The following is a 25,954-nucleotide window of genomic DNA, read 5'->3' as shown; positions in this document are numbered from 1 at the left end:
CAGCCCGTTTGCGACGATGTGACGAAATTGTCACGTACTTCCGCTAAGATTATGAAATCGCTGACTTGCGGGCCTTAAAATCAGACGGAATTACGAATGTCCGCGACGAGATCCTTGGTTGCTCGCTCGATCAGCGCGAGGTCCTGCGGGCGCGACAGACGATGGTCGCCGTCGCGCACCAGGGTGACGACGACGCCGTGGAACGGCAGGTGCTCGACGAGTTCCAGCGCATGGGCAAAGGGTACGTCGGGATCGGCCATGCCCTGGATCACGGTGACCGGGCAGCCTGTCTCGATGAGGCCGTCCATGACGAGGTTAGCGGCGCCGTCCTCAAACAGCGCCCGCGTATAGACATTGGGCTCCGGCCCATACTCGGACGGCTCGGTGATGAGACCGTCGCGGTCGAGGGCCTCTCGCTGGGTCTCGGTCATCCGTGGCAGCATCAGCCGGTGGGTGAAGTCGGGGGCGGGCGCCAGGAGCAGGAGCCCGGCGATGCGGCCGGTGAGCCCGAACTCCGCCGCCCGCTGCACCAGCCTGAGCGCGATCCAGGCACCCATGGAAGAGGCGACGAGGATGACACGGCCCCGGGTCGTGGCGGCCAGCACTGCCGCCGCCTCCTCGGTCCAGCGGCTGATCGTTCCGTCTTCGAACCGGCCGCCGGAGGCACCATGGCCGGAATAATCGAAGCGGCAATAGCCGAGGCCGTCGCGTCGCGCGAGATCGGCAAGATGCTCGGCCTTGGTGCCGCGCATGTCGGAGCGGTAGCCGCCGAGCCAGACGAGGCCGGGCGCCTCTCCCTGGCAGCTGCGGAAGGCGATTTCCCGCTGCTCGGCGCCGCTGCCGACGGGGATGGTCCCCGCTTCCTCGTTTCCGGGCTGGTCGGTCATGGCTGTTCTCCCCGCTTCTCTCTCGGCTTCTCGGGCTCCGCAAGCCGGCGGAAGATGCCCGCATGCGGCGGCGATCGTCCATTTGCCGCTCCGGCAGAGCCGGCCTTGCGAGCGGCTCGTACGCTCACGCCTGGATCGAGATCGGCACTTTTGTGCCTGTTCGCGCGTGTCAATCAAGGCCGGAGATGCTATAAGACCGGTTGGCCGAGACGCGGCTGCGGCAGCTGCCGTGGGTTTGCGGTCGATTTTCGCAGACTGCATCCCTATATTCGTCCGACGTCGTCAACGAACAGGAGAGAACGACCATTCGCCGACCATTTCGTGCACCACCGGTCCAAAAGGAAGGACCGCGTTCAAACCGGGAAATCCGGGTTCCGCAAGTTCAGCTGATCGACGCGGAGGGCCAGAATCGTGGCCCCACCGACACGTCCGAAGCGATGGCGCTGGCGGAGGAGGCTGGCCTCGATCTCGTCGAGATCGTGCCGACCGCGAACCCGCCCGTCTGCAAGATTCTCGACCTCGGCAAGCTTAAGTACGAGGGCCAGAAGAAGGCGGCCGAAGCGCGCAGGCGCCAGAAGACCATCGAGGTCAAAGAGATCAAGATGCGGCCGAACATCGACGAGCACGACTACGAGACCAAGATGAAGTCGGTCCGCCGATTCTTCGACGAGGGCGACAAGGTCAAGGTGACGCTGAGGTTCCGCGGGCGCGAGATGGCGCACCAGGAGCTCGGCATGCAGCTTCTGAACAGGGTCCGGGAAGAGACGGCCGAATATTCCAAGGTCGAAGCCGAACCCAAGCTCGAAGGCCGCCAGATGATGATGGTTCTGGCACCGCGAGGCTGATCTCGCGCATCGGCGCCGGCGGCCGACACGGCCGCGGCTCCGAGTTTGCCGCGAGCCCTCGCCATGTCGCGATAGCGACACCAGGTGCGCCGACATGTTCGGTTCGGCGCCCATAGCCGCTGGCGGGCTCGGCGACCGGTTCGCCGGGCTGCGGTTTCGGCGCGCAGGCGTCTCCGACTTCCGCCGTCAACCTCTTCGCGTTTCGCCGATCCCATGCGGGTATTGTCTCGTAGGGTGTCAGTTGCGGCGCGAGTCGTCCGAACGCGGCCCCGCGCGCAACGCCCGGTCTGCCTGCCGGCCGCATTGCTCCGGCGAGGGTCAAGCGGCTTGGCGGGCGAAGTAGCTGACGCGTCCGCCTGGCGATTGCATCCGAATTTGCGCACCCATGCCGTCTGCCCGGTGGATATCTGGCACCGGAACAGCAATGGCTGCAATGTCTCCCAGCATTCCGCCAGACGGAAGCGAACGGGATCCGGACCGCGCGGTCCGGGTCCCTCCTATTTCACGCGCTGGAACGTGGGCGTCAGGCGACGGTGCCGAACACTGCGACGAGGTCGCGTTCGGCGGTTTCTGCCGATCGGCTTCCCGTCGCGAAGATCGAGACCCGCAGACCGGCGGAGCCCCTGACCCCGTTGAGAGTCAGCCGCGCCTCCTTGCGTTCGCCGCAGCGCACCTGGAACGCCGCTTCGAGCAGCCGCTCATTGTCGCGGTTGCTCGCGGCGCGGAGGGAGCCGTTGGCCGCGCGGGGCGCAAAGAAGCGCCGCGTCGTCGCCAGTTCCTCCGCGGCGACGTTCATCGCCTGCGGCTGCAGTTCCGATCCGAGCAGCATGACCGGCATGTCCAGCCGGTCCCATGTGCCCTCGATCACCTCGCGGTCCGGCTGATGGCGCGTTCCGACGCCATGCGACACCAGAAAGGCCTCCTGCATCTGCCGCCCGAGGCGGCGCAGGAAGGCATTGATCGTCGGAATGTAGGACCGGCCTTCGCCCGGCGGCGCCATGATCGACAGGACCCAGCTGCAGGTGTCGAAGGTCTGCAGGACGAAGCCGACGCCGTCGCGTCCGTCGTGAGACAGGGGGCATCTCGGCTCGCCCGCCTCCGCCAACGCACCGTCGGTGATCGAAAATGTGGATCCTGCGGCCAGGGCGCGGCCGCGGTGACCGGTGTGAGCGAAGACCGGCATGCCGACGGCAGAGCCGACGGCGATGAAGGCCTGCTGCGAATCCACGGCATCAAGTGCGATCGGCTCAAGCGTCGCGCTGCAGTGCGGCAGAACTCGCTCGATCGCTTTCAGAACAGGGCGCCAGTTTGCGGGACGAACCGAGGCAAAGGGGAGCCTATCCCGAACGAGGTCCAACCTGCCCGGAAAATGAATAAGCATTTTGTCTTGCCATCCTCGAGCCCCACACAATGATTCCATTCGGCAGGCAAATTGGCAAGCGTTCTGAGCACATTCATCGTAAGGGAACTCTGATCACAAAAATGTCAGAGGTCCGCCTATACTTTCTATCGCTGACTTACGACTGTTGTTTCGCCAAAAGGTTGAGTCCTCTACATCATGCACTCTGAACGGCAGCAATGCCGCCAGACACTCCGGGCGAGCAACGCTGCCGGCTCATATCATGGGCCGTTGTTCGTGGTCGTGCTCTTTCGCTCGGGATCCTGTGGCGCCGAATGAAGGATCCGATGTCGGTAGCGCCGGCAGATCTCGATCCCCGCCGTGCTCCGTCAGGCCCTTTGATCCCGACGCACGCTCCGGGCCGCGCCCTTCCGGCCCGGGAGCCCCTTCGTCGCGGCGGCGACGCCCACGCCGGCGAGTACCAGGCCGACAAGCTGGATCGGCGTCAGCGTCTCGCCGAACAGCGCCCAGGCCATCACCGCGGTCACGCCCGGGACGAGATACATGAGCGAGGCGACCGAGGAGACCGCGCCCTCCCGGATCAGGGTCAGCATCAGGAATACCGCCCCGATCGACAGGACGAAGACCAGCCAGAACAGCGCGAAGACGAGCTCGCCGGTGAAGTCGACCGCCATCGTCTCGGTGGTGAGGGCGAGGAGAAATGTCGGGATCAGTGCGCCGAGATATTGCAGCGCCGTGCCGGCCTGTAGGTCGACGCCTTGCACGAAGCGCTTCTGCCAGACAGTGCCGACGGAGATCGACAGCGCCGAGAGGAAGACCGGCGCCAGCGTCAGGACGCCGTAGGCGCCCGGTCCCTGAAGCTTCGGCAGGATGACGAGGGCGACGCCGAGAAGGCCGAGGGCGAGCCCGAGCACATGGCGCGGCTTCACCCGCTCGTTGAGGAAGAGCGAGGCGAGGATCGTCGTCAGGATCGGCTGCAGACCGACGATCAGCGCGGCGATCCCGGCATTCAGCCCATGGCGGACGGCGAAGAAGACGCCGCCGAGATAGACGCCGTGGATGAGGCTTCCGGCGATCATCGCATGGAAAGCCGGGACCGGCCGCGGCCAGCGCGCCGATCCGAGCGCGACGACCGCCGTCAGGACGAGAAGCGCCAGGCCAAAGCGGATCGACAGGAAGGTGAAGGGCTCGGCATGCGGCATGGCATAGCGCGCGCCAATGAAACCCGTCGACCAGAGGAGCACGAAGACGGCGGGAAAGGCGGGCAGGAACCGGTTCACGGGACGGGTCTTTCGGGCGGGGCCGTTCGCGGCGAGCGCGGTCGCGCCGGGCCTGACGCGGCTTTCGCGGGCGACATAGCAGCGCGGCGGGCGGCAGGCAAAGCCGGGCCAGAGGGAACGGCGGACGCGTCCCCGGTTTGCGCACTCACCCCGCGCGGTCTATCGCCTCTGGAACGCTCAGCCGGTGCCGCTCATGCAGACCATCCTCAACGTCGTCGTCCCGATCTTCAGCCTGATGGCGCTCGGCTATCTCACCGTCGCCGCCCGGCTCCTGTCGGACGCCGTCGGGGACGGGCTCGCCCGCTTCGTCTTCGTCATCGCGGTGCCGGTCCTGCTCTTCCGCACACTGGCGACCGTCTCCTTCGGCGACGCCAATCCGCTCTATCTTTGGGCCGGCTATTTCGGCGCCGTCGCGATCGTCTGGACGATCGGCACCCTGGTGGTGCGCAGGCTGACCGAGGCGAACCACCGCGCCGGCGTCATCGCGGGGGTCTCCTCGGCCTTCGCCAACACCGTCTTCGTGGCACTCCCGGTCCTGCAGCGCGCCTATGGCGACGCCGGGCTGGAGCCGCTCCTGATCATCATCTCGATCCATCTGCCGATGATGATGATCGCCTCGACGCTGCTGATCGAGCGGGCGGCGGTGCTCGACATCAAGGAGAGCGGCGAGGGCGATCCGGGCATGCCGCCGGCGCCACCCTCGCTGACCGAGACCGGCGGCCGGGTCCTGCGCAATCTCCTGACCAACGCCATCGTCGTCGGCATTCTCTGCGGCCTCGCCTGGCGGGCGACCGGCCTGCCACTGGAGGGCCATCTCGACGAAGTGGCGAAGCTCCTCGGCGGCACGGCCGGCCCGCTCGCCCTCTTCGCGCTCGGCATGTCGCTGCCGCGCTACGGCCTCAGAGGCGACATCGTCCCGGCGATCGTCGTCTCCGCCCTGTCGCTGATCGTCATGCCGGCGCTCGCCTGGTTCTTCCTGACGAGACTGTCCCTGCCGCCCTCCTGGGTGCGGGGCGCGGTGATCACCGCCGCCTCGCCGCTCGGCGTCAACGCCTATCTCCTGGCCGTCTACTTCAAGGCGGGCGAGAAGCTCGCGGCCACCGCGACGCTGATCTCGACGGTCGCCTCGGTGCTCACGCTCAGCCTGTGGCTGAGCGTCCTGTCCGGCTGAGCATTTCGGCATCCGCCCGGCCGGGGAGCCCGACCATGCGCCTGATGTCCTCGGCGGCGAGCCCCGCCGCGCGCAGCGATCTCAGCGAGGTGTCGCGGGCGCTCTTCGACAGCTTGCGCCCGTCCGGGCCGAGGATCAGCGGGTGATGATGGTAGCGCGGCGCCGGCAGGCCGAGCAGTGCCTGCAGGAGGCGGTGGACGCTGGTCGCATAGAAGAGGTCGCGGCCGCGCACGACGTCGGTGACGCCCTGCAGCCCATCGTCGACGATGACGGCGAGGTGATAGCTCGTCGGCATGTCCTGCCGGCCGAGGACGACGTCGCCCCATTCGAGCGGGCGCGCGACGATCTCGCCGGTGTCGCCGGACGGAGAGGCGCCGGTCTCCTCCCAGGCCAGCGCCGGCGCGCATTCGATCGCCCGCTCCATGTCGAGCCGCCAGGCGAAGCGCTCGCCCTCGCTCATCCGTTTCTCCCGCTCGGCCGTCGAGGCGTGGCGGTCGAGCCCGGGATAGATCGGCGCGCCATCGGGATCGCGCGGCCAGGGCCGGCCCTCCTCCTCCTCGAAGCGTTCGGCGAAGGCGCGGACCTCGCCCCGCGTCATGAATGCCGGATAGATCAGCTCCTCGTCCGCCAGCGCTTCGAGCGCCGCGGCGTAGTCGGCGAAGTGCTCGGACTGGCGCCGCGGCGGCTCGTCCCAGTCGACGCCGAGAAAGGCGAGGTCGTCCTCGATCTGGCGCTCGAAGGCGAGGCTGCAGCGCGCCTTGTCGATGTCTTCGAGCCGCAGGAGGAAGCGTCCTTCGGCGGCCCGCGCCATGGCATGGTTCAGGAGCGCGGAATAGGCGTGGCCGAGATGGAGTTCGCCGTTCGGGCTGGGGGCGAAACGGAAGACGGCTTTGGTCGGTGTCATCGAATCCAATCCCGCTGCATCGCACCGGCCGCGGTTTCGATTCGCGGCCGGTTCGATGCGATGTCTCAACAGTTTACGGGCGTCCTTTGCCGGCAAATCCGACGCGAGACGCTCTCGACTCGAGTGCCGACCTAGACCCAGAATGGGCGATGAACATGGCCGGACGGATCTGATGACGATCGAAACCGACAGCGACGTCGCTGCTGCGCTGGGCGCGCTCGGGCAGGCCGACCCGCGCCTTCTGCCGGTCATGGCGGCGGCCGGCCCGGTGCCGCTGCGGCGCAGCGCCGGCGGCCTTGCCGGCCTCTGCGGCATCGTCGTCGCCCAGCAGGTCTCTAAGGCGAGCGCGGCGGCGATCCTCAGTCGGTTTTCCGCGGCGCTCGACCTTTCCGACCCTGCGGCGATGCTGGCGGCGGAGGACGACGTCTACCGCGCCGCCGGCCTGTCGCGCGGCAAGTGCCGCACGATCCGCGCGCTCGCCGAGGCGGTCCGCGACGGTCGGCTCGACTTTGCCCGCGTCGAGGCGGCGAGTGCGCAGGACGCCGTGGCCGAGCTTGCCGCCGTCCACGGCATCGGCGTCTGGACGGCCGAATGCTATTTGCTCTTCTGTGCCGGCCACCCGGACGTCTTTCCAGCCGGCGATCTCGCCCTTCAGGTGGGGGTCGCCCATGCCTTCGGCCTGGAGCGGCGGCCGGCCGCGAAGGCGCTTGCCGCGCTCGCCGAGGTATGGACGCCGCACCGGGCCGTCGCCGCGCGGCTGTTCTGGGCCTATTACGCCGCGATCACCCGCCGCGACGCGGCGCCGCAGCCGGCGGCGGCGGCGGAAGCCGGAAACGGGCGCGGCGAATCGGCGTTATCCACAGCTTCTTCAACACCCGCTGCCGCAAGGCCGGAGCGGGAGCGCCCCAAGTCCCTGTGATGGCTCAATCTCCAGGCTTCACAAAGGCGACACGATAGAGCACGATAGTCCGCGCCAGAATGCTTCGGCAGTATGGGAGTCAAGGAGACTTCGGTGACGATAGCCGTAACCCAGGACTTATCCCCAACCCTCGTCCTCAACGCCGATTTCCGGCCGCTGAGCTACTACCCGCTTTCGCTCTGGTCCTGGCAGGACGCGATCAAGGCGGTGTTCCTCGACCGGGTGACGATCCTGGCCGAATACGAGCGGGCGGTGCGAAGTCCGACCTATTCGATGCGCCTGCCCTCCGTCGTCTGCCTCAAAACCTATGTCAAGCCAGCCCGGCACCCCGCCTTCACCCGCTTCAACGTCTTCCTGCGCGACCGCTTCCAGTGCCAGTATTGCGGCTCGCCGCACGAACTGACCTTCGACCACGTGGTCCCGCGCTCGAAGGGCGGCCTGACCACCTGGGAAAACGTCGTCGCCGCCTGCTCCCCCTGCAATCTGAAGAAGGGCGGCCTGATGCCGAAGGTCGCGGGCATGATCCCGCAGCAGAAGCCCTTCCAGCCGACGGTCCACGATCTCCACAACAATGGCCGGCTGTTCCCGCCGAACTATCTGCACGAGAGCTGGCTCGACTATCTCTACTGGGATTCCGAACTCGATCCGGAATGACCCGGCCCTCCGGATGACCGGCCGGGCCATCTGCGCGGCCGCGGCGATCATCCGCGTTCAGTCCCTTCCCGCCGATCGAAGATTCCCGGCAGCCGAAGATCCTGCGTCTTGCCTAGAGCGCCGGGCGAAAAAGTGGAAACCGGTTTTTCGGCCACCCGGCGCGCCACCAAGGAGATCGAGAGCATCGAGCCATGCCGATTCGTCGCCCGATGCTCTAACGTCCTGGCGTTCGCATCACGATCCCGTTGGCGCGTCTATGGGCGCCCGAATGCTCCCTTCCGTCATCTCCGGCGGCATCTGACGCCCATCTCACGCTCGCGCGAGCCGTTTCGAGCAAGATTCAACCCGCCGTGCGCCATCTTTCGCAACTCTCCGCCTGACCTTATCTTCAGGCAGCTAACGATCCCGCACGCGCGGTCGATCGCTGGACGGAGCACGACGCCGATGGACGCGATCGCAAGCGAGAGTTTTCGGCCGGGACGGCTGGGCCGAGGGGAGGCAGGCCCCGAGGACGGCCTCGGCTTCTACGATGGCCTCCGCCTCTTCACCGACTTCTCGCGGGTCGGCGACGATACCGCCTATCGTCCGATCCCGCACGACTGGATCGTCGGCGTCGCTGACATCGAACGCTCGACGGACGCGGTGGTCGCGGGTCGCTACAAGGAGGTGAACACCGTCGCGGCGGCGGTGATCGCCGCCGTCTCCAACGGTTTGGCCGGCCGCGATTTCCCCTTCGTGTTCGGCGGCGACGGCGCCGGTTTCGCGCTGCCGGCCGGAACGGCGGAGCTTGCCCGGGAGGCGATGGCGGCCGTTGCCGGCTGGGCGCGCGACATGTTCGGCTTCACGCTGCGCATCGCCTGTGTGCCTATCGCCGAGATCCGCGCGGCCGGGCGGGACGTGCGCCTGTCCCGCTTCTCTCCCTCGCCGGACGTTTCCTATGCGATGTTCAGCGGCGGCGGGATCGCCTTCGCGGAGGCCGAGATGAAGGCCGGCCGCTATGCGATTCCTCCGGCGCCGCCGGGGGCAGGCCGGCCGGACCTTGCCGGCCTCTCCTGCCGGTTCTCGCCGATCTCGGCGCGCAACGGGCTGATCCTCTCGCTGATCGTGCTGCCGGCCCGCGTGCCGCAGGATGCAGCATTCGCCGCGCTGATCCAGGATCTTCTGACGCTCGCCGGCGATGCGGCCACGGCAAGCCCGGTGCCGCCGGACGGGCCCCCGCAGCAATGGCCGCCGGCCGGACTGGAGATCGAGGCGCGCACGTCGGGAGCTGCCAGCCGGCGGCCGCTCTGGCAGTCGCGCATCGTGGTGGCGGTGCGGACGCTTTTCGCCCATCTCATCTTCAAGAGCCGGCGGTCGATCGGCGGATTCGACCCGGAGCGCTATCGCGCGCAGCTCGTCGCCAATTCCGACTTCCGCAAGTTCGACGACGGCCTGCGCATGACGCTCGACTGTTCGCCGGCGCTCGCCGACCGGATCGAGGCGCGGCTGCGTCTGGCGGAGGCCGACGGCATTGCCATGACCGGGTTCCACCGGCAGGAGAGCGCGCTGATGACCTGCTTCGTGCCCTCGGCCGGCCGCTCGGACCATGTCCATTTCGTCGACGGGGCGATGGGCGGCTATGCGGCGGCCGCGGCGATGGCGCTGCACCGGCCCGCGGCGCCGCCCGACGAGAGTAGGCGCCCCGGCGTCTGACGGTCGGGCCGGCCGATCAGCCCATGCGGCCCGGCCGGGCGATGGCTGACCGCAGCGCGACCGCGGCGAAGATCGCCGAGGCGACAGCGTTCCAGCCCGCGAAGGAAAGTCCGAGAAAGCGTCCGGCAGCCGCGTCGCAGGACGGCGGATGGATGCGGTCGATCTCGTCGAGCAGATTGCCGGTCGAAAGGTCCGCCCCGCCGACCGAGGCGCAGTCGGTCGGACCTGCCCAGAAGTGCCACTCCACCCCGGCATGGTAGACGGCGAGGTAGAGCGAATAGAGCATGATCAGCCCGATCAGGAGAATGAGGGTCCGCGTGAGGAGCGCCGGCGCCCGGCCCGCCGCCGCGACCGCGGCACAGAAGGCGATCGGGATGCCGACATAATAGGGAATCCGCTCCTTGAGGCAGAGCGCGCAGGGAATGTAGCCGCCGACATGTTCGAACAGGAGCGCGCCGCCCACCGTCACGATCATCCCGACCAGGAGAAAGGTCGCGGCCATGGTCTGGCGCGATCCGGTGGGCCGGGCTAAGCGATCGGTCATTGCCGTGTTGGCCATCACTGAACTCCGTCAGAACAGAAAACGCAGGGCGAGGAAGCCGCCGATGAGAAGCACCATGAATGCGGTGAAGAGGAGGCCGAGATAGCGCTCGATGAAGCGCTGGATCGGCGCGCCGAACAGGCTGAGCAGCCAGGCAATCAGGAGGAACCGCGCGCCGCGCCCGACGATCGAGACCAGGGTGAAGATCACGAGGTTAAGGCCGGTAACGCCGGAAAAGATGGTGATCACCTTGTAGGGAAACGGCGTCAGCGCGGCGAACAAGACCGCCCAGCCGCCCCACGCGTTGTAGCGCGCGCCGAGCTCGGCGAATTTATCCCCTGCCCCGTAGAAGTCGAGGATCGGCTGGCCGACGAGATCGAAGAAGACGGCGCCGATCGCATAGCCGAGAAAGGCCCCGAGCACGGAGCCGAGCGTGCAGACGAGACCGAGGCGGAGCCAGTTGCGCCGGTCGGCGATGACCATCGGGATGAGGAGCACGTCCGGCGGGATCGGGAAGACGGAGCTCTCGATGAAGGAAATGGCCGCCAGCGCGCGTTCGGCATGGCGGGTGGCGGCGAGCGACATGACCCGGTCGTAGAGGCGGCGAAGCATGATGGGGGTCGCAAATTTGCGTGGATCGGAGGCGCTCGGCACGCGGCTTACGGCGAAGCGCGGCAGAAGGCAATGCGATCGCGCCGCCGCGATCTCGTGGCCACAACTCGCCTTCGCGCGCCGGGCAATGCCGGACGGGCTTTGCCGGACGGGCTTTTCTAGGGGAGGGCGCCAGCGGGCGGCGGTCCCGCTCCCGAAGGCTTTGGCAGGAAAGCCGGATTGACCGGCGAGGCTTTGCGGCTATAGTCGCCGCCGATCCGAGACCCCGCTTGGCCGGCGGGGGTAAGCGGTCGTCAGCCGTGAGGCGCTTGCCGAAAGGGGCGTCTTGCCGGGCCTGCGCCGCGAACGGACGAAGGCGTCCGCACTGCCGAAACGGCCTCACGGTTCGAGGTTGTGACAGTGTCGGCGGCGACAGGCGGGTGTGGCGGAACCGGTAGACGCGACGGACTCAAAATCCGTTTCTGGTGACAGAGTGTCGGTTCGAGTCCGACCACCCGCACCATTCATGACCAGATCCTTTTCGGGCGAGGCGATCAGCGGATTGCGAGGGGCCTCCGACATCGCGTTCGGCTCGAATCCGCCTATATGTCGGTCATGCATGACCGATCCACTGAAACCGACGAAAGCACGGCATGTCCTCCCTTCTGACCTTCCTTGCCCTCGCCGTGATGCTCGTGACGGCCGGCGTCCTCGCCGCCGGACTGTGGAACATGATGCGCGGCGGGTCGGGCAATACCTCGCAGAAGCTGATGCGCGCCCGCGTCATGCTGCAGGGGCTCGCGGTGATACTCATCGTCGGCGTGCTGCTTTTGGCCAAGCATTAGGCCGCGGGGCAGGGCGGACCGATAAGTAGCGGCCTTTGCGCACGGCTTCGGCGTCGTGTCGCCTCCGTCCTTTGCCCCGCATCGCCGACCCGGCTATGTCTCCGCCGGAATCGGAGGGAACCATGGTCAGGCTGAACAGGATCTACACCAAGACGGGCGACGCCGGCGAAACCGGCCTCGCGAGCGGCCCGCGGCGCTCGAAGGCCGACCTTCGCCTTGAGGCGATCGGCACCGTGGACGAGCTCAACGCGGTTCTCGGCCTCGTCCGTCTCCATGCGGATGGCGATCTCGGGGACAAGCTCGCCCGCATCCAGAACGAGCTCTTCGATCTCGGCGCCGAGTTGGCGACGCCGGAGACCGGCGAGCCGCTTGGCTACGAGCCCCTGAAGATCTTGGAATCCCAGGTCGAGCGGCTGGAGGCCGAGATCGACCGGATGAACGAAAGGCTGGCTCCGCTCAAATCCTTCGTCCTGCCGGCCGGTTCGCCTGCCGCGACCCATCTCCACCACGCCCGCACGGTTGCGCGGCGGGCCGAGCGGCTGATGGTGGCCCTTTCGGCCAAGGAGGGCGAGGCGGTGGCGCCATCAGCGCTGCGCTACGTCAACCGGCTGTCGGACCACCTCTTCGTCGCCGCCCGCATCGCCAATGACGAGGGACGGGCGGAGGTTCTCTGGGTGCCCGGCGGCAGCCGGTGAGCGAGCCGGACACGCCGATGCTCCGGTCGCTTTTCGATTGACGCAGCGCCCGTCCCGCCGTCTCTGTCGGATGACGGGCGGCCGGTCGCGGCGCGCCGAATGACGATGGTGCGCCGCTCGTGTTCGTTCCCTTCTACGACGTCAACCGGCTGAAGCGGATCCGCTTTCAATACGTCACCGTCGGGCTGATCGTAGTCAACGTCCTGGTCTTCCTGTTCGCGAAGGTGACCGGCGAGACCGGCGCCATCGTCTCCTCCTTCGAGATCTCCTACGGCTTCATCCCGGCGGTCGCCAATGGCGCGGTCGCCCTGCCGCCGGCCTATCGCATGGTGCCGGACTGGGCGAACTACCTCACCTATTCCTTCCTGCATCTCGACTTCTGGCACATCACCGGCAACATGCTCTTCCTCTGGGTCTTCGGCGACAATGTCGAGGACGCCTTCGGCCATCTGCGCTTCCTGATCTTCTATCTCGCGGCAGCCGCGGCCGGGGCCTTTGCCCACCAGTTCCTGTTTCCAGGTTCCGAGGCGACGCTGCTCGGGGCCTCCGGCGCGGTTTCGGCCGTGGTGGTCGCCTATCTGATGCTGCATCCCCGGGTGTGGATCTGGGTGCTCGCCTTCGGGCGCATACCGCTGACCCTGCCGGCCTGGCTGCTGCTCGCGGCCTGGATCGTCATGCAGTTCGTCTCGCTCGCGACCGGCGGCGACGACGTCTCCTATGCCGCCCATGCCGGCGGGATGGTGGCCGGTGCCCTGATGACGCTGGTCCTGCGCCAGCGCGGCGTGCGCCTGTTCGACCGGCCGGCCGCCGGCCGGGACGGAGCGTAGCCGGAACGTGGCCGGCGCGCAGGGGCTTGAAAGCGCGCTGCTCCGGGGCCACAAGCTGACGGTTCAAGGTGACCGTCCTTTCGGTCCCCGCGCCGATCGATTGCGCCGCTCTCCGTTGATGGCGGCCACGATTTGCCAACATGCCGGTTTTCGCGCCAAAACGGCGCCAGATTGAGATCAGGCCCCGCCGCGGGGCCGCCGAGGGAGAATTTGGGACCCATGAAAGTTCTCGTCGCTGTCAAGCGGGTCGTCGACTACAATGTGAAGATCCGGGTGAAGGCCGACGGCTCCGGTGTCGAGCTCGCCAATGTCAAAATGAGCATGAACCCGTTCGACGAGATCGCCGTCGAGGAGGCGATCCGGCTCAGGGAGGCGGGAAGCGCGAGCGAGGTGATCGCCGTGTCGGTCGGGCCGCAGCAGTCCCAGGAGACGATCCGCACCGCGCTCGCCATGGGCGCCGATCGCGGCGTGCTCGTGAAGACCGACCAGATCGTCGAGCCGCTCGCCGTCGCCAAGCTCCTGAAGGGCGTGGTGGAAGAGGAGAAGCCCGATCTCGTCATCCTCGGCAAGCAGGCGATCGACGACGACTGCAACCAGACCGGACAGATGCTCGCCGCGTTGCTGGGCTGGAGCCAGGGCACCTTCGCCAACAAGGTGGAACTCACGGACGGACGGGCCAAGGTGACGCGCGAGGTCGATGGCGGGCTGCAGACGGTGGACCTGAAGTTGCCGGCGATCGTGACGACGGACCTCCGGCTCAACGAACCGCGCTACGCCTCGCTGCCCAACATCATGAAGGCGAAGAAGAAGCCGATCGCCGAGAAGACGCCGGAGGAGATGGGCGTCGACATCTCGCCGCGGCTGGAGGTGCTCGGCACGGCCGAGCCGAAGAAGCGCGAAGGCGGCGTCAAGGTCGCTTCCGTCGACGAGCTGGTCGACAAGCTGAAGAACGAAGCCGGCGTCCTTTAAGACGGCGAAGGAGAACGATATGACCACGCTACTCATCGCCGAACACGACAATGCCGCCCTGTCCGGAGAGACCGCCAAGGCGCTCTCCGCCGCGACGCAGCTCGGCGGCGACGTCCACATCCTCGTCGCCGGCTCCGGCTCGTCGGCCGTGGCCGAGGTGGCCGCCAGGCTCGCGGGTGTCGCCAAGGTGCTCCATGCCGATGCCGAGGCCTATGCCCACGGTCTGGCCGAGCCGCTCGCCGACCTCGTGGTGAAGCTTGCGGCAGATTACGACGCGATCCTCGCCCCCGCGACGACCAGCGGCAAGAACGTCGCCCCGCGCGTCGCCGCGCTCCTCGACGTCATGCAGATCTCGGACGTGACCGCCGTCACCGCTCCCGACACGTTCGAGCGGCCGATCTATGCCGGCAATGCCGTCCAGACGGTGAAGTCAAAGGACGCCAAGAAGGTCATCACCGTGCGGACTTCCGCCTTCCAGGCGACCGCGGAGGGGGGCTCGGCCTCGGTGGAGGCGGTCGAGGCGGCCGCCGATCCCGGCCTGTCGACCTTCGTCGAGGAGAAGCTCGCCCATTCGGAGCGTCCCGAACTCTCCGCAGCGAAGATCATCCTGTCGGGCGGGCGCGCGCTCGGCTCCAAGGAGAAGTTCGAGGAGGTGATCCTGCCGCTCGCCGACAAGCTCGGCGCCGCGGTCGGCGCGAGCCGTGCGGCGGTCGATGCCGGCTATGCGCCGAACGACTGGCAGGTCGGCCAGACCGGCAAGGTGGTGGCGCCCGATCTCTACATCGCCGCGGGAATTTCAGGCGCGATCCAGCATCTGGCCGGCATGAAGGATTCCAAGATCATCGTGGCGATCAACAAGGACGAGGAGGCGCCGATCTTCCAGGTCGCCGATTACGGCCTCGTCGGCGATCTCTTCCAGATCCTGCCCGAGCTGAAGGACAAGCTCTGACGGTTCGGCGCCGCCTTTGACGGCGGCGCCACCGAAGGCTACGCTGCAATGCAACAAAAGGGAGGCGCGCGAAGCTCATGAGCGACGGGATCGGGAAGGTCGGAATCATCGGGGCCGGACAGATGGGCTGCGGCATCGCTCATGTCTCGGCGCTCGCGGGCTTTCAGGTGACGCTCTACGACGTGTCGCAGGAGCGCGCCGCGGCGGGCAAGGAGAAGGTGGCGGCGACGCTCGACCGCCAGCTCGTCTCGCAGAAGATCAGCGAAGCGGAGAAGGCCGAGGCGCTGGCGCGGATTACGCCGGCCGCCGATCCCGCGGCCTTTTCCGGCCTCGACCTCGTCATCGAGGCAGCGACCGAGGAGGAGACGGTCAAGCGCAAGATCTATCGCGAGATCTGCCCGCATCTCGATGAGGCGACGATCCTGGCGACCAATACGTCCTCGATCTCGATCACCCGGCTCGCGGCCGCCACCGACCGGCCGGAGCGCTTCATGGGCATCCACTTCATGAATCCGGTGCCGGTGATGAAGCTGGTCGAGCTCGTGCGCGGCATCGCCACCGGCGACCAGACCTTCGAGGCGTCCAAGGCCTTCGTCCAGAAGCTCGACAAGACGATCACCGTCTCGGAGGACTTCCCGGCCTTCATCGTCAATCGTATCCTCCTGCCGATGATCAACGAGGCGATCTACACGCTCTACGAGGGCGTCGGCTCGGTGGAATCGATCGATACGGCGATGAAGCTTGGGGCGAACCATCCGATGGGCCCTCTGCAACTCGCCGATTTCATCGGCCTCGACACCTGCCTGTCGATCATGCAGGTGCTCCATGACGGGCTCGCCGATTCCAAGTACCGGCCCTGTCCGCTGCTGGTGAAATATGTCGAGGCCGGCTGGCTCGGCCGCAAGGCCGGCCGCGGCTTCTACGACTATCGCGGCGAGACGCCGGTGCCGACCAGGTAGGGCCGGGACATCAGGGAGCGATCTGCAACAGATCGACCGCGAATCCCTCCACTGCGAGCAATGCGGCCGCCTTCCTGTCGAAGGTCGCGAAGACCTCGCCGCCCAGCCTCTGCCCCTCGAAGGCGATGACGCCGTCGGCGAAGTCGCCGCCGCGCGCGAGCTTGGCGAGGCCCGCTTCGACGGCGGCGCGGTCGCAGACGACTTTGGGATCGGCCAGAAGATTGCGGATCGCCGAAGCTATGGCGTGGCGTGGCGACTTGTAGTTTCGCCCTGCCACCCAGACGAATTCGCAGAGCGCGACCGTCGGAATGCTCAGGCTGCTGCAACTCCGCATTCTGCCCAACGCAACGGCGGCTGACGCCGGATCATCAGCAACGATCGCTCGCAGCAGCAAATTCGTGTCGGCGATGATATTCAACGCTTGCCGGCCCAGGCTTCCTCGATTGCTTCGTTGATCTCTTCGATCGTCAGGGGCGGGCCATCATAATATTTGTTCAGCATCCCGAACGCGTCCTCGATGCCGCCCGCACGCGGCAGGTCAGCCTGCCGCGAAGGCTTCTCGACCGCGTGGAGGCTGACCCTGCCCTCGGGGTCGAGTTCCGCGGCCACTCGCTCGCCAGGCCTTACGCCCAGATGCTCGAGGAGGTCTTCGCCGAGGGTGACCTCGCCCTTCTCGGTAATCGTCAACGTCGTCGACATAGCGCAATCTCCGGATACCGATCGAAGGTATGACCGAAGCGCCAGCGCTGCAACAAGCGTCGAGAGCAAGGGCGCGGACACCCTGCGGTGCCGCACCCTTGCCATGCTTGCTGTCTTGCCCCCCCGCAGCCCGATCAGGCGAGCGTCAGGCCGACATCGACATTGCCGCGCGTGGCGTTGGAATAGGGGCACACTTCGTGGGCGGCGGCGAGCAGCTTCTCGCCATCCGCACGCTCGACGCCGGGAAGCGACGCGACGAGGGTCGCGGTGATGCCGTAGCCGCCTTCAGAGCGCGGGCCGAAGCCGATCTCGGCGGTGACCGTCGCATCGGCCGGGACCTTGACGCCCACCTTGCCGGAGACCGCCTTCATCGCGCCGAGGAAGCAGGCGGAATAGCCGGCGGCGAAGAGCTTCTCGGGGTTGGCGCCGGTGCCGCCGGGGCCGCCCATCTCCTTCGGCACGACGAGCTTCACGTCGACCGAGCCGTCGTCGGACCTGGCGTTGCCGTCGCGGCCGCCGGTCGCGGTGGCCTTGGTTTTGTAGATCACATCCACAGGCATGATAAGTCTCCTTCGCTTGCTATGAGATAAAAGTTATCGCGATAATGAAAAGGTAGAGACAGTATCGGATGGTCGCAACAAAAATTATCGTGATAAATGACCCGCCTGGGTTTCACCCGGCCGGTTGCCCATATCAGGCGCCGGGCCCGAGCCCGCAGCCGCAGACCGATCTTCAGGAGCGCCGACATGGCCGAAGGCGACGATCTGACCCTCGACGAACATCTCTGCTTCGCGCTCTACGGCGCGTCGATGGCGATCGGCCGGCTCTACAAGCCGGTGCTGGACGAGGCCGGCATCACCTATCCGCAATATCTCGTCCTTTCCTCGCTTTGGGAGCGCGACGGTCAGGCCATCGGCGCGATCGCCGAGCGGCTGGCGCTGGAGGCGAGCACGATCACGCCGCTGGTGAAGCGGCTGGAGGCGGCCGGGCTCGTCTGCCGCGAACGCAATCCGAAGGACGAGCGGCAGGTCTTCGTCACGCTCACCGAGGCGGGCACGGCCATGCGGCGGGTGACGCGCCGCCTCGGCCGGCGGCTGGTCGAGGCATCAAACCTGCCGGTCGAGCGGCTGCAGGCGCTCAACGCCGAGGTCCGGGCGCTGCGAAAGGCGATCGCCGCCTATGGCCGGGAGGGAGCCGGCGGACCTGATTCGGAGCGGCAAGAGCCCCGCGATCTCTTATGAAATCCGTTTGATCACTTCGCGATAACGGATTTCAAAGACGCTCAGACGCTCAGACGCTCAGACGCTCAGACGCTCAGACGCCGCCCGTCTTCCTGACGGCCTCGATCAGCTTCACCGCGTCCGGGCTCGCCCATTCCGCCGGACCGTTGATCGCCGCGCGCGCGCAGCCGTCCGGCCCGACGAGCAGCGACACCGGCAGGCCGAAGGCGACGCCCTGGCTCTTCAAATCGTTGAAGACGCCCATCGTGGCGTCGCGGTAGAGCGGCAGGGCGGTGAGCTCCGTCTCGGCATAGAAGCGCTCCGGCTTGTCGTTCTCGCCGAGATCGACATTGATCGGCACCACCGCGAAGTCTGCGCCGCCCTCCTTGCGCTCCAGCGCGTCGAGCGCCGGCATCTCCGCCCGGCAGGGCACGCACCAGGTCGCCCACATGTTGACGAGCAGCGTCTTGCCGGAGAAGTCGGCAAGCGAGCGGGTCTGCCCGTCCTTGTCTTCGAAGGAGATTGCGGAGACGCTGAACGGCGTGTCGAGCGGCTGGACGGCGGCGACCTCGCCCTGCGCCCCGGCTGCGATCGCGTCCGCAAGCGCCTTGTCCACCGGGCAGCCGCCGGCGACTTCGTTGCCAGACCCGGTCTCGCTCACGTATAGGACGGCACCGCCGGCCGCGACGCCGCAGACGAGGGCGAGAGCGGCGATGAGCGTCAACCTGCGTCCGCCTGAAGGGGTTCGATCGTTCGCGCTCATGGCCTTGCCCGTCCTTTGAACTGTCTTTTCACGAAGTGTCCGACCCGATGAACCAGAAACTGTCGAACGAGATGTGGGGCGGTCGCTTCGCCTCCGGCCCCGCTGCGGTGATGGAGGAGATCAACGCCTCAATCGACTTCGACAAGCGGCTTTATGCCGAGGATATCGCCGGTTCGAAAGCCCATGCCGCCATGCTGGCCGAACAGGGCATAATTTCGGCGAATGACGCCGAATTGTTACAGGGCGGCCTCGACGCGATCCGCATCGAGATCGCCGAGGGACGGTTCCAGTTCTCGCGCCAGCGCGAGGACATCCACATGAACATCGAGGCGCGCCTTGCCGAACTCGTCGGCCCGGCGGCCGGGCGGCTGCACACGGCCCGCTCGCGCAACGACCAGGTGGCGGTCGACTTCCGCCTGCATGTGAAGGCCGCGCTGCAGACGCTCGACCGGGCGCTCCTGGACTTCATCTCGGCGCTCGTCGACAAGGCCGAGGCGCATTTCGACACGATCATGCCGGGCTTCACCCATCTCCAGGTCGCCCAGCCCGTGACCTTTGGCCATCATCTCCTCGCCTATGCCGAGATGGCCGGACGGGACCTGTCGCGTTGCCGCGACGCGCTGGAGCGGCTCGACGAATGCCCGCTCGGGGCGGCCGCGCTCGCCGGAACAAGCTTTCCGATCGATCGGCACAGGACGGCGCGCGACCTCGGCTTCCGCGAGCCGACGCGCAATTCCCTGGATTCGGTCTCCGACCGCGACTTCGCGCTGGAGTTCCTCTCGCTCGCCGCGATCTCGGCGACGCATCTGTCGCGCCTGGCCGAGGAGATCGTCATCTGGTCGACGCCGCAATTCGGCTTCGTCAAGCTGTCCGACGCCTTCTCCACGGGCTCCTCGATCATGCCGCAGAAGCGCAATCCGGATGCAGCCGAGCTGGTCCGGGCGAAGCCCGGCCGCATCAATGGCGCGCTGGTCTCGCTGCTGACGGTGATGAAGGGCCTGCCGCTGACCTATTCGAAGGACATGCAGGAGGACAAGGAACAGGTGTTCGACGCGATCGACTCGCTGTTCCTGGCGCTTGCGGCGGCGACCGGCATGATCCGCGACATGACGCCCGATGTCGAGGCGATGCGCAAGGCCGCCGGCCACGGCTTTTCCACCGCGACCGACCTTGCCGACTGGCTGGTGCGCGAGCTCGGCCTTCCGTTCAGGGAGGCGCATCACGTCACCGGCCGTGCGGTGGCGCTCGCCGAGGAGCACGGCGTCGGTCTCGAGGACCTGCCGATTGACGTTCTGAAGTCGCTGAACCCGCGAATCACCGAGGCCGTCTACGATGTCCTCGGGGTCGACGCGTCGGTGAAGAGCCGGGTCTCGTTCGGCGGCACGGCACCGGACAATGTGCGCGCCCAGATCGGCTATTGGCGGGAGCGGCTGGAACGAAACGGCAATCGGCATGTCGGAGGATGATTTTCCGCGTTGAAGCGGTTATCACCTTGCGATGACGCGGGGGCGGTCGAGGCGCAGGACGGCGAGATGACGACAAGTTCGAGATGGATCGGGGCCGCGACCCTGGCGCTGGCGGCGGCGGGGCTCGCCGGCTGCGGCGTGAAGAGCTATCCGGTGGCCAGCACGACCGGCAAGACGCCGCAGGTCATTGCCGAGCCGACGGTCTCCGGCAATGTCGTCGTGGCCGGCAGTGGCTCGTCGGACACCGCCGCGGCGCTCCGGCCGGGCCAGATCTCCAGCGTCGACAGCGATTCGACGATCAGTGCCGCCGAGGTGAGCCGAAACCAGGGCGCCGGCAAGCACTTCATCCTCGACCCGCTCCTGAACTAGCGGCGCGTCTTCGCGCGCTTTGCCGCGCATTTCATGCAGCCGCCCCGGCGGCCTCCCGGACGGCTATCGCATATGAACCATTTCGAGATCAGGAACGGCGTGCTTCATGCCGAGAACGTGCCGGTCGAGGCCATCGCCCGCGAACTCGGCACGCCCTTCTACTGCTATTCCACCGCGACGCTGACGCGGCACTACGAGGTTTTCGCCAAGGCTTTCGCCGATATCGACGCGCTGGTCTGCTATGCGATGAAGGCGAACTCGAACCAGGCCGTCCTCGCGACGCTCGCCCGGCTCGGCGCGGGCGCCGACGTGGTGTCGGGCGGCGAGCTGATTCGCGCCCTGAGGGCCGGAATTCCCGCCGACAAGATCATGTTCTCCGGCGTCGGCAAGACGGTGGAGGAGATCGATCTCGCGCTCGCCGCCGGGATCTTCTGCTTCAACATCGAATCGGAGCCGGAGCTGGAGGCGGTCTCGGCGCGGGCCGTCGCCTGCGGCGCGACGGCGCATGTGTCCTTCCGCATCAATCCCGACGTCGATGCGCGCACCCACGCGAAGATCTCGACCGGCAGGAAGTCCGACAAGTTCGGCATCGCCTTCGACCGGGCCGAGGCGGTCTACGACCGGGCGCGGCAGCTGCCCGGCATCGAAGTCTCCGGGATCGACATGCATATCGGCAGCCAGATCGTCGATCTGCAGCCGTTCGACCAGGCTTTCGACCGTTTGGCGGCCCTGGTGGGGCGGCTGCGCGAAGCCGGCCACACCATCGGCCATGTCGATCTCGGCGGCGGGCTGGGCGTGCCCTATCGCCGCGGTGACGAGGCGCCGCCGGAGCCGCCGGCCTATGCCGAGATCGTCAAGCGGCATGTCCGCGATCTCGGTTGCCGGGTCGTCTTCGAACCGGGAAGGCTGATCGCGGCGAATGCCGGGATTCTCGTCGCCAGGGTGCTCTATGTGAAGGAGACCGAGGCGAAGACCTTCGTCATTCTCGACGCCGCGATGAACGATCTCATCCGCCCGACGCTCTACGACGCCTGGCACGACATTGCGCCGGTCACTGAGCGCGCCGATGGAAGGCGAATCACCGCCGATATCGTCGGCCCGGTCTGCGAGAGCGGCGATTTCCTGGCCAAGGACCGGGAACTGCCGGCGGTCGAGGCCGGCGACCTCGTCTATGTCTCCACCGCCGGGGCCTATGGCGCGGTGCAGTCCGGCACCTACAATTCGCGGCCGCTGATCGCCGAGGTGCTGGTCAAGGGGGACGACTGGTTCCCGGTCCGCCCGCGCCAGACGATCGACGAGCTGATCTGCCTCGATCATCTGCCGCCCTGGCTCGGCGGCGAGGACGACGCGATCTGACGCGCTCTTCAAACTCCCGGCACCTGCCTCGCCTTCGCCCCAATAACTGCTAAGCTCTGCCGAACACAGGCGAAAGAGAGCTGGGATGAGCGACGCCGACCGGTCGAATGATTGGACGCCGTCCGGCCGCATCGGCTGGACCCGCAGGACCGCCTTCGCCGCGATCCTGTTCGAACGCGTCTTCCCGCTTCTGCTTGCCTTCGCCTGCCTTGCCGCCGTGTACCTGGCGCTGTCCTGGTTCGGCGTCTTTGCGGCGCTTCCCTATGCCCTGAGGATCGCGGTCCTCGTGCTCCTCGCCGCCGCTGCGCTGGCGGCGTTCTGGCTCGGCCGCGGCGTCCGGTTTCCGACCCGCGCCGAGGTGGACGAGCGGATCGAGCTTGCGAGCCATCTGTCGCACCAGCCGCTGCGCACCCAGAGCGAGGAGGCGGAAGGCGCCGACCCGGTCTCCCGGGCGCTGTGGCGCGAGCATCAGCGGCGGATGGCCGAAAGGCTGCGCAATCTGACGGGCGGCGCGCTGAACACGCGGACCGAGCGGCTCGACCCCTTCGGCGTGCGGGCGCTGATCGCGCTGTTCCTGGTGACGTCCTTCGCCTTCTCCTTCGGTCCCGACGGCGGCCGGCTCGCCGACGCCTTCGTGACCGCCGACGCGGAGGCAGCCGTCGGCCGCCGCGTCGACGCCTGGGTCACGCCACCCACCTATATCGGCCGGGCGCCGATCTTCCTGACCGATGCCAGCCAGTCCCAGCCGGTCGAGGTGCCCGAGGGTAGCGTCCTGTCGGTGCGGGTATCCGACGGCTCCGATGTCGGGCTCTCCTTCACGCCGCAGGGCGAGGGCGCGGCGGTGTCCGTGCCGTCGAAGGACGAGGTCGCGGCGGCGGCAGCCGCCGACGTCAGCGACACGCCGGATGCAGACGACCCACAGACGGCGGCCGATGCGGCTCCGGCCGCGGCGCCCGCGCCGGAGCGTGCGGCGGATGCGCCGCGGGAGTATGCCTACAAGCTCGAGGGGAGCGGCGCGGCGGCGCTCGCGACCTCCTTCGGCACGCTCGGCGCCTGGACCTTCGCCGTGACGCCGGACGTGGACCCCGAAATCGCCTTCAAGGACGAGCCGAGCGCCGCGAACAACGGCGCGCTGCAGCTTTCCTATACGGTCACCGACGACTACGGCGTGCGTCAGGCGCGGGCGGAGATCGTCGTCAAGGACGATCAGGTGGCGGAGGGCGCACGGGCGCTCTACCCGCCGCCGGAGGTTCGTCTGGCGCTGCCGCGGCGCACGCGCGGATCGGCCGATGGCAAGACCAGCGCCGATATCACCGAAAGCCCCTATGCCGGCGCCCGCGTCGATCTGACGCTGCTCGCCGAGGACGACGCCGGACAGACGGGCAAGTCCGCGACGAAAGAGATCACGCTGCCGGAGCGCCGCTTCCTCAACCCGCTCGCCCGGGCGGTGGTCGAGCAGCGGCGGATGCTGGCGCTCGACGCCAATGCCGTGCCGCGCGTCGTCGAGATGCTCGATGCGGTTACGCTGCGGGGCGACGAGTTCATCGAAAGTCCCGGCGACTACATCGCGCTGAAGGCTGCGCGCACCCGCATCGCCACCGCGCGCGACGACGAGGCGCTGAAATCCTCGGTCGACTTCCTGTGGCAGATCGCCCTCGGCATCGAGGACGGCGATCTGTCGCTCGCCGAGCGGCGGCTGCGGGATGCGCGCGAGAAGCTCGCGGAGGCGCTGGAGAACGGCGCGTCCAACGAGGAGATCGAACGCCTCATGCAGGAACTGCGCGAGGCGATGAACGAATATATGCAGGCGCTGGCCGAGCAGCTGAAGAACCAGCCGCCGATGAGCCAGGACCAGATGAGCAATCTGCAGGAGATCCGCCCCCAGGACCTGCAGAAGATGCTGGACCGGATCGAGGATCTGGCGAAGTCCGGCTCGAAGGACGCCGCGCAGCAGCTCCTCTCCGAGCTCCAGCAGATGATGGACAATCTCCAGGCGATGCGGCCGGGCCAGCAGCAGAACGGCCAGCAGAACCCGATGCAGCAGCAGATGAACAAGCTCGGCGAGCTTCTGCAGAAACAGCAGCAGCTGCGCGACCAGACCTATGATCTCGGCCGACAGCAGCTGCAGCGCGAGCAGCAGGGGCGCCAGCCGGGCCAGCCGCAACAGGGGCAGCAGGGCCAGCAGGGAGAGCAGGGAGAGCAAGGGCAACAGGGTCAGCAGCCGGGCGGCGAGATGACCGCCGAGCAGCTCCAGGAGATGCTGAACCAGCTGCAACAGCAGCAGGGCCAGCTGCAGAAGGATCTCCAGGCGCTGCAGCAGGAGCTGGAGGGCATGGGCATGCAGCCGTCCAAGGGCTTCGGCGAGGCCGGCGAGGCGATGGGCCAGGCCGAAGGCGCGCTTGGGCAGGGAAATGACGGCGAAGCCGTCGGCCAGCAGGGCCGGGCGCTCCAGGCGCTGCGCGATGGCGCCAAGAACATGATGCAGCAGATGCAGCAGGCGATGCAGCAGGGTCAGGGCCAGCCCGGCCAGCCCGGCCAGGGCTTCGGCGGCGGCCAGCCGCGCCAGTCGGGGCGCGACCCGCTCGGCCGCCAGCTGCAGACGCAGGGGCCGGACTTCGGTCAGGACGTGAAGGTGCCGGACGAGATCGACACCCAGCGGGCTCGCCAGATCCTCGACGAGATCCGCAATCGCCTCGGCGATGCGCTGTCGCCGCAGCTGGAACGCGAGTATCTGGAGCGGCTGCTGCAGACGCCCTGACCGTCACGGCGCGGCGGTCGGCGGAAGCTGCTGGCCGCGTCTCGCAAGACGGACGAGGGACGTCAGGGAAGGGCCGGCCAAGCCTATGCCGGCGTGCGGGGCTGAGGGCTCTGTCGCCGCTTGGTGAGGATCCGCGCAAAGAGCGGCAGGGCGGCGAGACAGGCGCCCGCCGTGATCAGAATGGCCGCCGCGACGACGCTCCAGCGCATCGCGCTCTCGCCGGCCGCGACCAGGATCAGGGTCGACAGGAGCGGGGCGGCATAGCTCGCTGCGCCGATGACCTGAATGTCGCCGTGCTTCACGCCAAAATCCCAGACATAGAAGGCGGCGCCGACCGGCATCAGGCCGAGCAGGAAGACCGCGAGCCATTCGCCGGGCGCTGCGGGCCAGATTGTCGTCTCGAACAGGAGATGGGCGGTAAGCGCCAGGACCGCGGTTGCCGCGCAGAAGCCGGTGACGATGTCGCTCGGCACGTCGCCGAACCGGCGCGACAACAGGGAATAGCTCGACCAGGTGAGGGCGCAGAGGGCTGCGAGGCCGTAGCCGGCCGCATAGCGCGGCGAGAGCGCGACAGTCGCGCCGCCGGTGACGATCAGCGCCGCACCGCAAAGTCCGACGAGGGCGCCGGCGACATGGAACCAGCGCAGCCGCTCGCCCGGCAGGAGCGCCGAGCCGAGGACGATGAGGAGCGGCCAGAGATAGGCGATGAGGCTCGCCTCGGCCGCCGGCGCGTGGCGCAGCGCCGCGAAATAGAGCGCGTGATAGCCGAACAGGCCGCCGACGCCGACAAGCCAGACGACCGGCCGCTGGCGGAAGAGCGAGAGCGGGGCCTTTCGCAGCCGCAGCGAGACGAGGCCGATCAGGGTCCCGACCGTGAACGTCATCGCGGCGAGCTGGAATGGCGGAACATCGCCGCTCCAGGCCGTCAGCAGCGCCAGCAGCGCCCACATCAGCACCGCGGAAAATCCGAGCAACGTCCCCAATGCCGCACCCCGCCGGCCCCTCGATTAGGCGGCAGTAGCGGGGAGGGGGCGAGGCGTCAACGTCGCCCGGGCGGAGGAGGAGCATGCGGGTTCTCGCCGGGCGGTGTGGGCGCGACGCCCGCGCCTGCATCGGGCGACTGGCCGCCGGTGCCGTCCGGCCGGGGCCAAAAATCGGGTCGCCGACGGGTTCCTCTCCGTCGTAAGCCTCAAGGCGCCATGCCCGGAGGAGAAATCGACGTGAAAGCCATCGCC

General features: G+C 67.7%; 26 protein-coding genes, 1 tRNA gene and 1 pseudogene. 17 read left to right on the top strand and 11 right to left on the bottom strand.

Features of this window, described 5'->3' with window-relative positions; all coding sequences use genetic code 11:
• Window positions 1-80 precede the first annotated feature (80 nt).
• Window positions 81-887 carry an alpha/beta hydrolase gene (locus tag LH400_RS08125; RefSeq protein ID WP_229152170.1) on the bottom strand — a complete coding sequence of 269 codons (807 nt, stop codon included), beginning with the start codon at window positions 885-887 and terminating at the stop codon, window positions 81-83.
• A gap of 305 nt (window positions 888-1,192) precedes the next feature.
• Between LH400_RS08125 and infC the strand changes: the two genes are divergently transcribed.
• The gene (gene infC / locus LH400_RS08120; RefSeq protein WP_229152243.1) at window positions 1,193-1,732 is read left to right on the top strand and encodes a translation initiation factor IF-3; all 540 of its coding nucleotides are present in this window, start codon (window positions 1,193-1,195) and stop codon (window positions 1,730-1,732) included.
• 523 nt (window positions 1,733-2,255) lie between these two features.
• Here infC and LH400_RS08115 read toward each other — a convergent pair.
• Entirely contained in the window at window positions 2,256-2,960 is a 705-nt protein-coding gene (locus LH400_RS08115) for a hypothetical protein (RefSeq protein WP_229152169.1), read from the bottom strand.
• A gap of 500 nt (window positions 2,961-3,460) precedes the next feature.
• Window positions 3,461-4,372: a DMT family transporter gene (locus LH400_RS08110; protein ID WP_229152168.1), complete on the bottom strand. Its 912-nt coding sequence runs from the start codon at window positions 4,370-4,372 to the stop codon at window positions 3,461-3,463.
• A gap of 193 nt (window positions 4,373-4,565) precedes the next feature.
• On the opposite strand from LH400_RS08110, the gene LH400_RS08105 reads away from it, so the two are divergent.
• A complete protein-coding gene (locus LH400_RS08105) occupies window positions 4,566-5,543 on the top strand; it encodes an AEC family transporter (RefSeq protein ID WP_229152167.1) in 978 nt (325 codons plus the stop codon).
• Here LH400_RS08105 and gluQRS read toward each other — a convergent pair.
• Window positions 5,512-6,447: a tRNA glutamyl-Q(34) synthetase GluQRS gene (gene gluQRS, locus LH400_RS08100; protein ID WP_229152166.1), complete on the bottom strand. Its 936-nt coding sequence runs from the start codon at window positions 6,445-6,447 to the stop codon at window positions 5,512-5,514. The genes LH400_RS08105 and gluQRS overlap by 32 nt on opposite strands.
• A gap of 142 nt (window positions 6,448-6,589) precedes the next feature.
• On the opposite strand from gluQRS, the pseudogene LH400_RS08095 reads away from it, so the two are divergent.
• The 3 genes and pseudogenes from LH400_RS08095 to LH400_RS08085 all read left to right on the top strand — a co-directional run.
• Window positions 6,590-7,252 (top strand): annotated as a pseudogene (locus tag LH400_RS08095) (DNA-3-methyladenine glycosylase family protein); the annotation flags it as partial.
• 207 nt (window positions 7,253-7,459) lie between these two features.
• Window positions 7,460-8,020, top strand: a complete 561-nt coding sequence (locus LH400_RS08090) for an HNH endonuclease (RefSeq protein WP_229152165.1) — start codon at window positions 7,460-7,462, stop codon at window positions 8,018-8,020.
• Window positions 8,021-8,464: 444 nt separating this feature from the next.
• Window positions 8,465-9,712 (top strand): DUF3095 domain-containing protein, encoded by a 1,248-nt coding sequence (locus tag LH400_RS08085; RefSeq protein ID WP_229152164.1) that lies wholly within the window; start codon window positions 8,465-8,467, stop codon window positions 9,710-9,712.
• A 16-nt stretch (window positions 9,713-9,728) separates the two neighbouring features.
• Here the strand turns inward: LH400_RS08085 and LH400_RS08080 are convergent, their stop codons facing one another.
• Both LH400_RS08080 and LH400_RS08075 read right to left on the bottom strand, forming a co-directional pair.
• On the bottom strand, window positions 9,729-10,271 hold the full coding sequence (locus tag LH400_RS08080) for a disulfide bond formation protein B (protein ID WP_229152163.1): 543 nt from the start codon (window positions 10,269-10,271) through the stop codon (window positions 9,729-9,731).
• 12 nt (window positions 10,272-10,283) lie between these two features.
• The gene (locus LH400_RS08075) at window positions 10,284-10,865 is read right to left on the bottom strand and encodes a YqaA family protein (RefSeq protein WP_229152162.1); all 582 of its coding nucleotides are present in this window, start codon (window positions 10,863-10,865) and stop codon (window positions 10,284-10,286) included.
• 415 nt (window positions 10,866-11,280) lie between these two features.
• Here LH400_RS08075 and LH400_RS08070 point away from each other — a divergent pair.
• From LH400_RS08070 to LH400_RS08040, 7 genes are all read left to right on the top strand, one after another.
• Window positions 11,281-11,367: transfer RNA gene (locus LH400_RS08070), tRNA-Leu, on the top strand.
• Between the two features lie 130 nt (window positions 11,368-11,497).
• On the top strand, window positions 11,498-11,689 hold the full coding sequence (locus LH400_RS08065; protein WP_229152161.1) for a twin transmembrane helix small protein: 192 nt from the start codon (window positions 11,498-11,500) through the stop codon (window positions 11,687-11,689).
• A gap of 122 nt (window positions 11,690-11,811) precedes the next feature.
• Window positions 11,812-12,384 carry a cob(I)yrinic acid a,c-diamide adenosyltransferase gene (locus tag LH400_RS08060; RefSeq protein ID WP_229152160.1) on the top strand — a complete coding sequence of 191 codons (573 nt, stop codon included), beginning with the start codon at window positions 11,812-11,814 and terminating at the stop codon, window positions 12,382-12,384.
• A gap of 119 nt (window positions 12,385-12,503) precedes the next feature.
• Window positions 12,504-13,211: a rhomboid family intramembrane serine protease gene (locus LH400_RS08055; protein WP_229152159.1), complete on the top strand. Its 708-nt coding sequence runs from the start codon at window positions 12,504-12,506 to the stop codon at window positions 13,209-13,211.
• Between the two features lie 219 nt (window positions 13,212-13,430).
• Window positions 13,431-14,180: an electron transfer flavoprotein subunit beta/FixA family protein gene (locus LH400_RS08050; RefSeq protein WP_229152158.1), complete on the top strand. Its 750-nt coding sequence runs from the start codon at window positions 13,431-13,433 to the stop codon at window positions 14,178-14,180.
• A gap of 19 nt (window positions 14,181-14,199) precedes the next feature.
• Window positions 14,200-15,129 (top strand): electron transfer flavoprotein subunit alpha/FixB family protein, encoded by a 930-nt coding sequence (locus LH400_RS08045; RefSeq protein WP_229152157.1) that lies wholly within the window; start codon window positions 14,200-14,202, stop codon window positions 15,127-15,129.
• Between the two features lie 77 nt (window positions 15,130-15,206).
• Window positions 15,207-16,088 carry a 3-hydroxybutyryl-CoA dehydrogenase gene (locus tag LH400_RS08040; protein WP_229152156.1) on the top strand — a complete coding sequence of 294 codons (882 nt, stop codon included), beginning with the start codon at window positions 15,207-15,209 and terminating at the stop codon, window positions 16,086-16,088.
• A 10-nt stretch (window positions 16,089-16,098) separates the two neighbouring features.
• On the opposite strand, the gene LH400_RS08035 is transcribed toward LH400_RS08040, so the two are convergent.
• The 3 genes from LH400_RS08035 to LH400_RS08025 all read right to left on the bottom strand — a co-directional run bounded on the left by LH400_RS08035 (window position 16,099) and on the right by LH400_RS08025 (window position 17,347).
• On the bottom strand, window positions 16,099-16,506 hold the full coding sequence (locus tag LH400_RS08035; protein WP_229152155.1) for a type II toxin-antitoxin system VapC family toxin: 408 nt from the start codon (window positions 16,504-16,506) through the stop codon (window positions 16,099-16,101).
• Window positions 16,503-16,787 (bottom strand): AbrB/MazE/SpoVT family DNA-binding domain-containing protein, encoded by a 285-nt coding sequence (locus tag LH400_RS08030; RefSeq protein WP_229152154.1) that lies wholly within the window; start codon window positions 16,785-16,787, stop codon window positions 16,503-16,505. The genes LH400_RS08035 and LH400_RS08030 overlap by 4 nt, the downstream gene beginning before the upstream one ends.
• Window positions 16,788-16,921: 134 nt before the next feature.
• Complete coding sequence (locus LH400_RS08025; protein WP_229152153.1) at window positions 16,922-17,347, bottom strand: organic hydroperoxide resistance protein; 426 nt, start codon at window positions 17,345-17,347, stop codon at window positions 16,922-16,924.
• 186 nt (window positions 17,348-17,533) lie between these two features.
• Between LH400_RS08025 and LH400_RS08020 the strand changes: the two genes are divergently transcribed.
• Window positions 17,534-18,028 (top strand): MarR family winged helix-turn-helix transcriptional regulator, encoded by a 495-nt coding sequence (locus tag LH400_RS08020; RefSeq protein ID WP_229152152.1) that lies wholly within the window; start codon window positions 17,534-17,536, stop codon window positions 18,026-18,028.
• 73 nt (window positions 18,029-18,101) lie between these two features.
• Here LH400_RS08020 and tlpA read toward each other — a convergent pair whose 3' ends face one another.
• Entirely contained in the window at window positions 18,102-18,770 is a 669-nt protein-coding gene (gene tlpA / locus LH400_RS08015; RefSeq protein WP_229152151.1) for a thiol:disulfide interchange protein TlpA, read from the bottom strand.
• Window positions 18,771-18,817: 47 nt separating this feature from the next.
• Here tlpA and argH point away from each other — a divergent pair, with 47 nt between their 5' ends.
• From argH to LH400_RS07995, 4 genes are all read left to right on the top strand, one after another.
• Window positions 18,818-20,236, top strand: coding sequence for an argininosuccinate lyase (gene argH, locus LH400_RS08010; protein ID WP_229152150.1), 1,419 nt, complete (start codon window positions 18,818-18,820; stop codon window positions 20,234-20,236).
• 66 nt (window positions 20,237-20,302) lie between these two features.
• Window positions 20,303-20,605, top strand: coding sequence for a hypothetical protein (locus LH400_RS08005; protein ID WP_229152149.1), 303 nt, complete (start codon window positions 20,303-20,305; stop codon window positions 20,603-20,605).
• Between the two features lie 72 nt (window positions 20,606-20,677).
• Window positions 20,678-21,961 (top strand): diaminopimelate decarboxylase, encoded by a 1,284-nt coding sequence (gene lysA / locus LH400_RS08000; RefSeq protein WP_229152148.1) that lies wholly within the window; start codon window positions 20,678-20,680, stop codon window positions 21,959-21,961.
• Window positions 21,962-22,046: 85 nt separating this feature from the next.
• A complete protein-coding gene (locus tag LH400_RS07995) occupies window positions 22,047-24,719 on the top strand; it encodes a TIGR02302 family protein (protein ID WP_229152147.1) in 2,673 nt (890 codons plus the stop codon).
• Between the two features lie 83 nt (window positions 24,720-24,802).
• Here LH400_RS07995 and yddG read toward each other — a convergent pair whose 3' ends face one another.
• The gene (yddG, locus tag LH400_RS07990) at window positions 24,803-25,669 is read right to left on the bottom strand and encodes an aromatic amino acid exporter YddG (protein WP_229152242.1); all 867 of its coding nucleotides are present in this window, start codon (window positions 25,667-25,669) and stop codon (window positions 24,803-24,805) included.
• Window positions 25,670-25,954: the final 285 nt, after the last annotated feature.

The organism is Jiella soli, assembly GCF_020615385.1.
Lineage (GTDB): Bacteria > Pseudomonadota > Alphaproteobacteria > Rhizobiales > Rhizobiaceae > VKMB-3413.
This window is presented reverse-complemented; position numbering and strand designations above follow the sequence as displayed.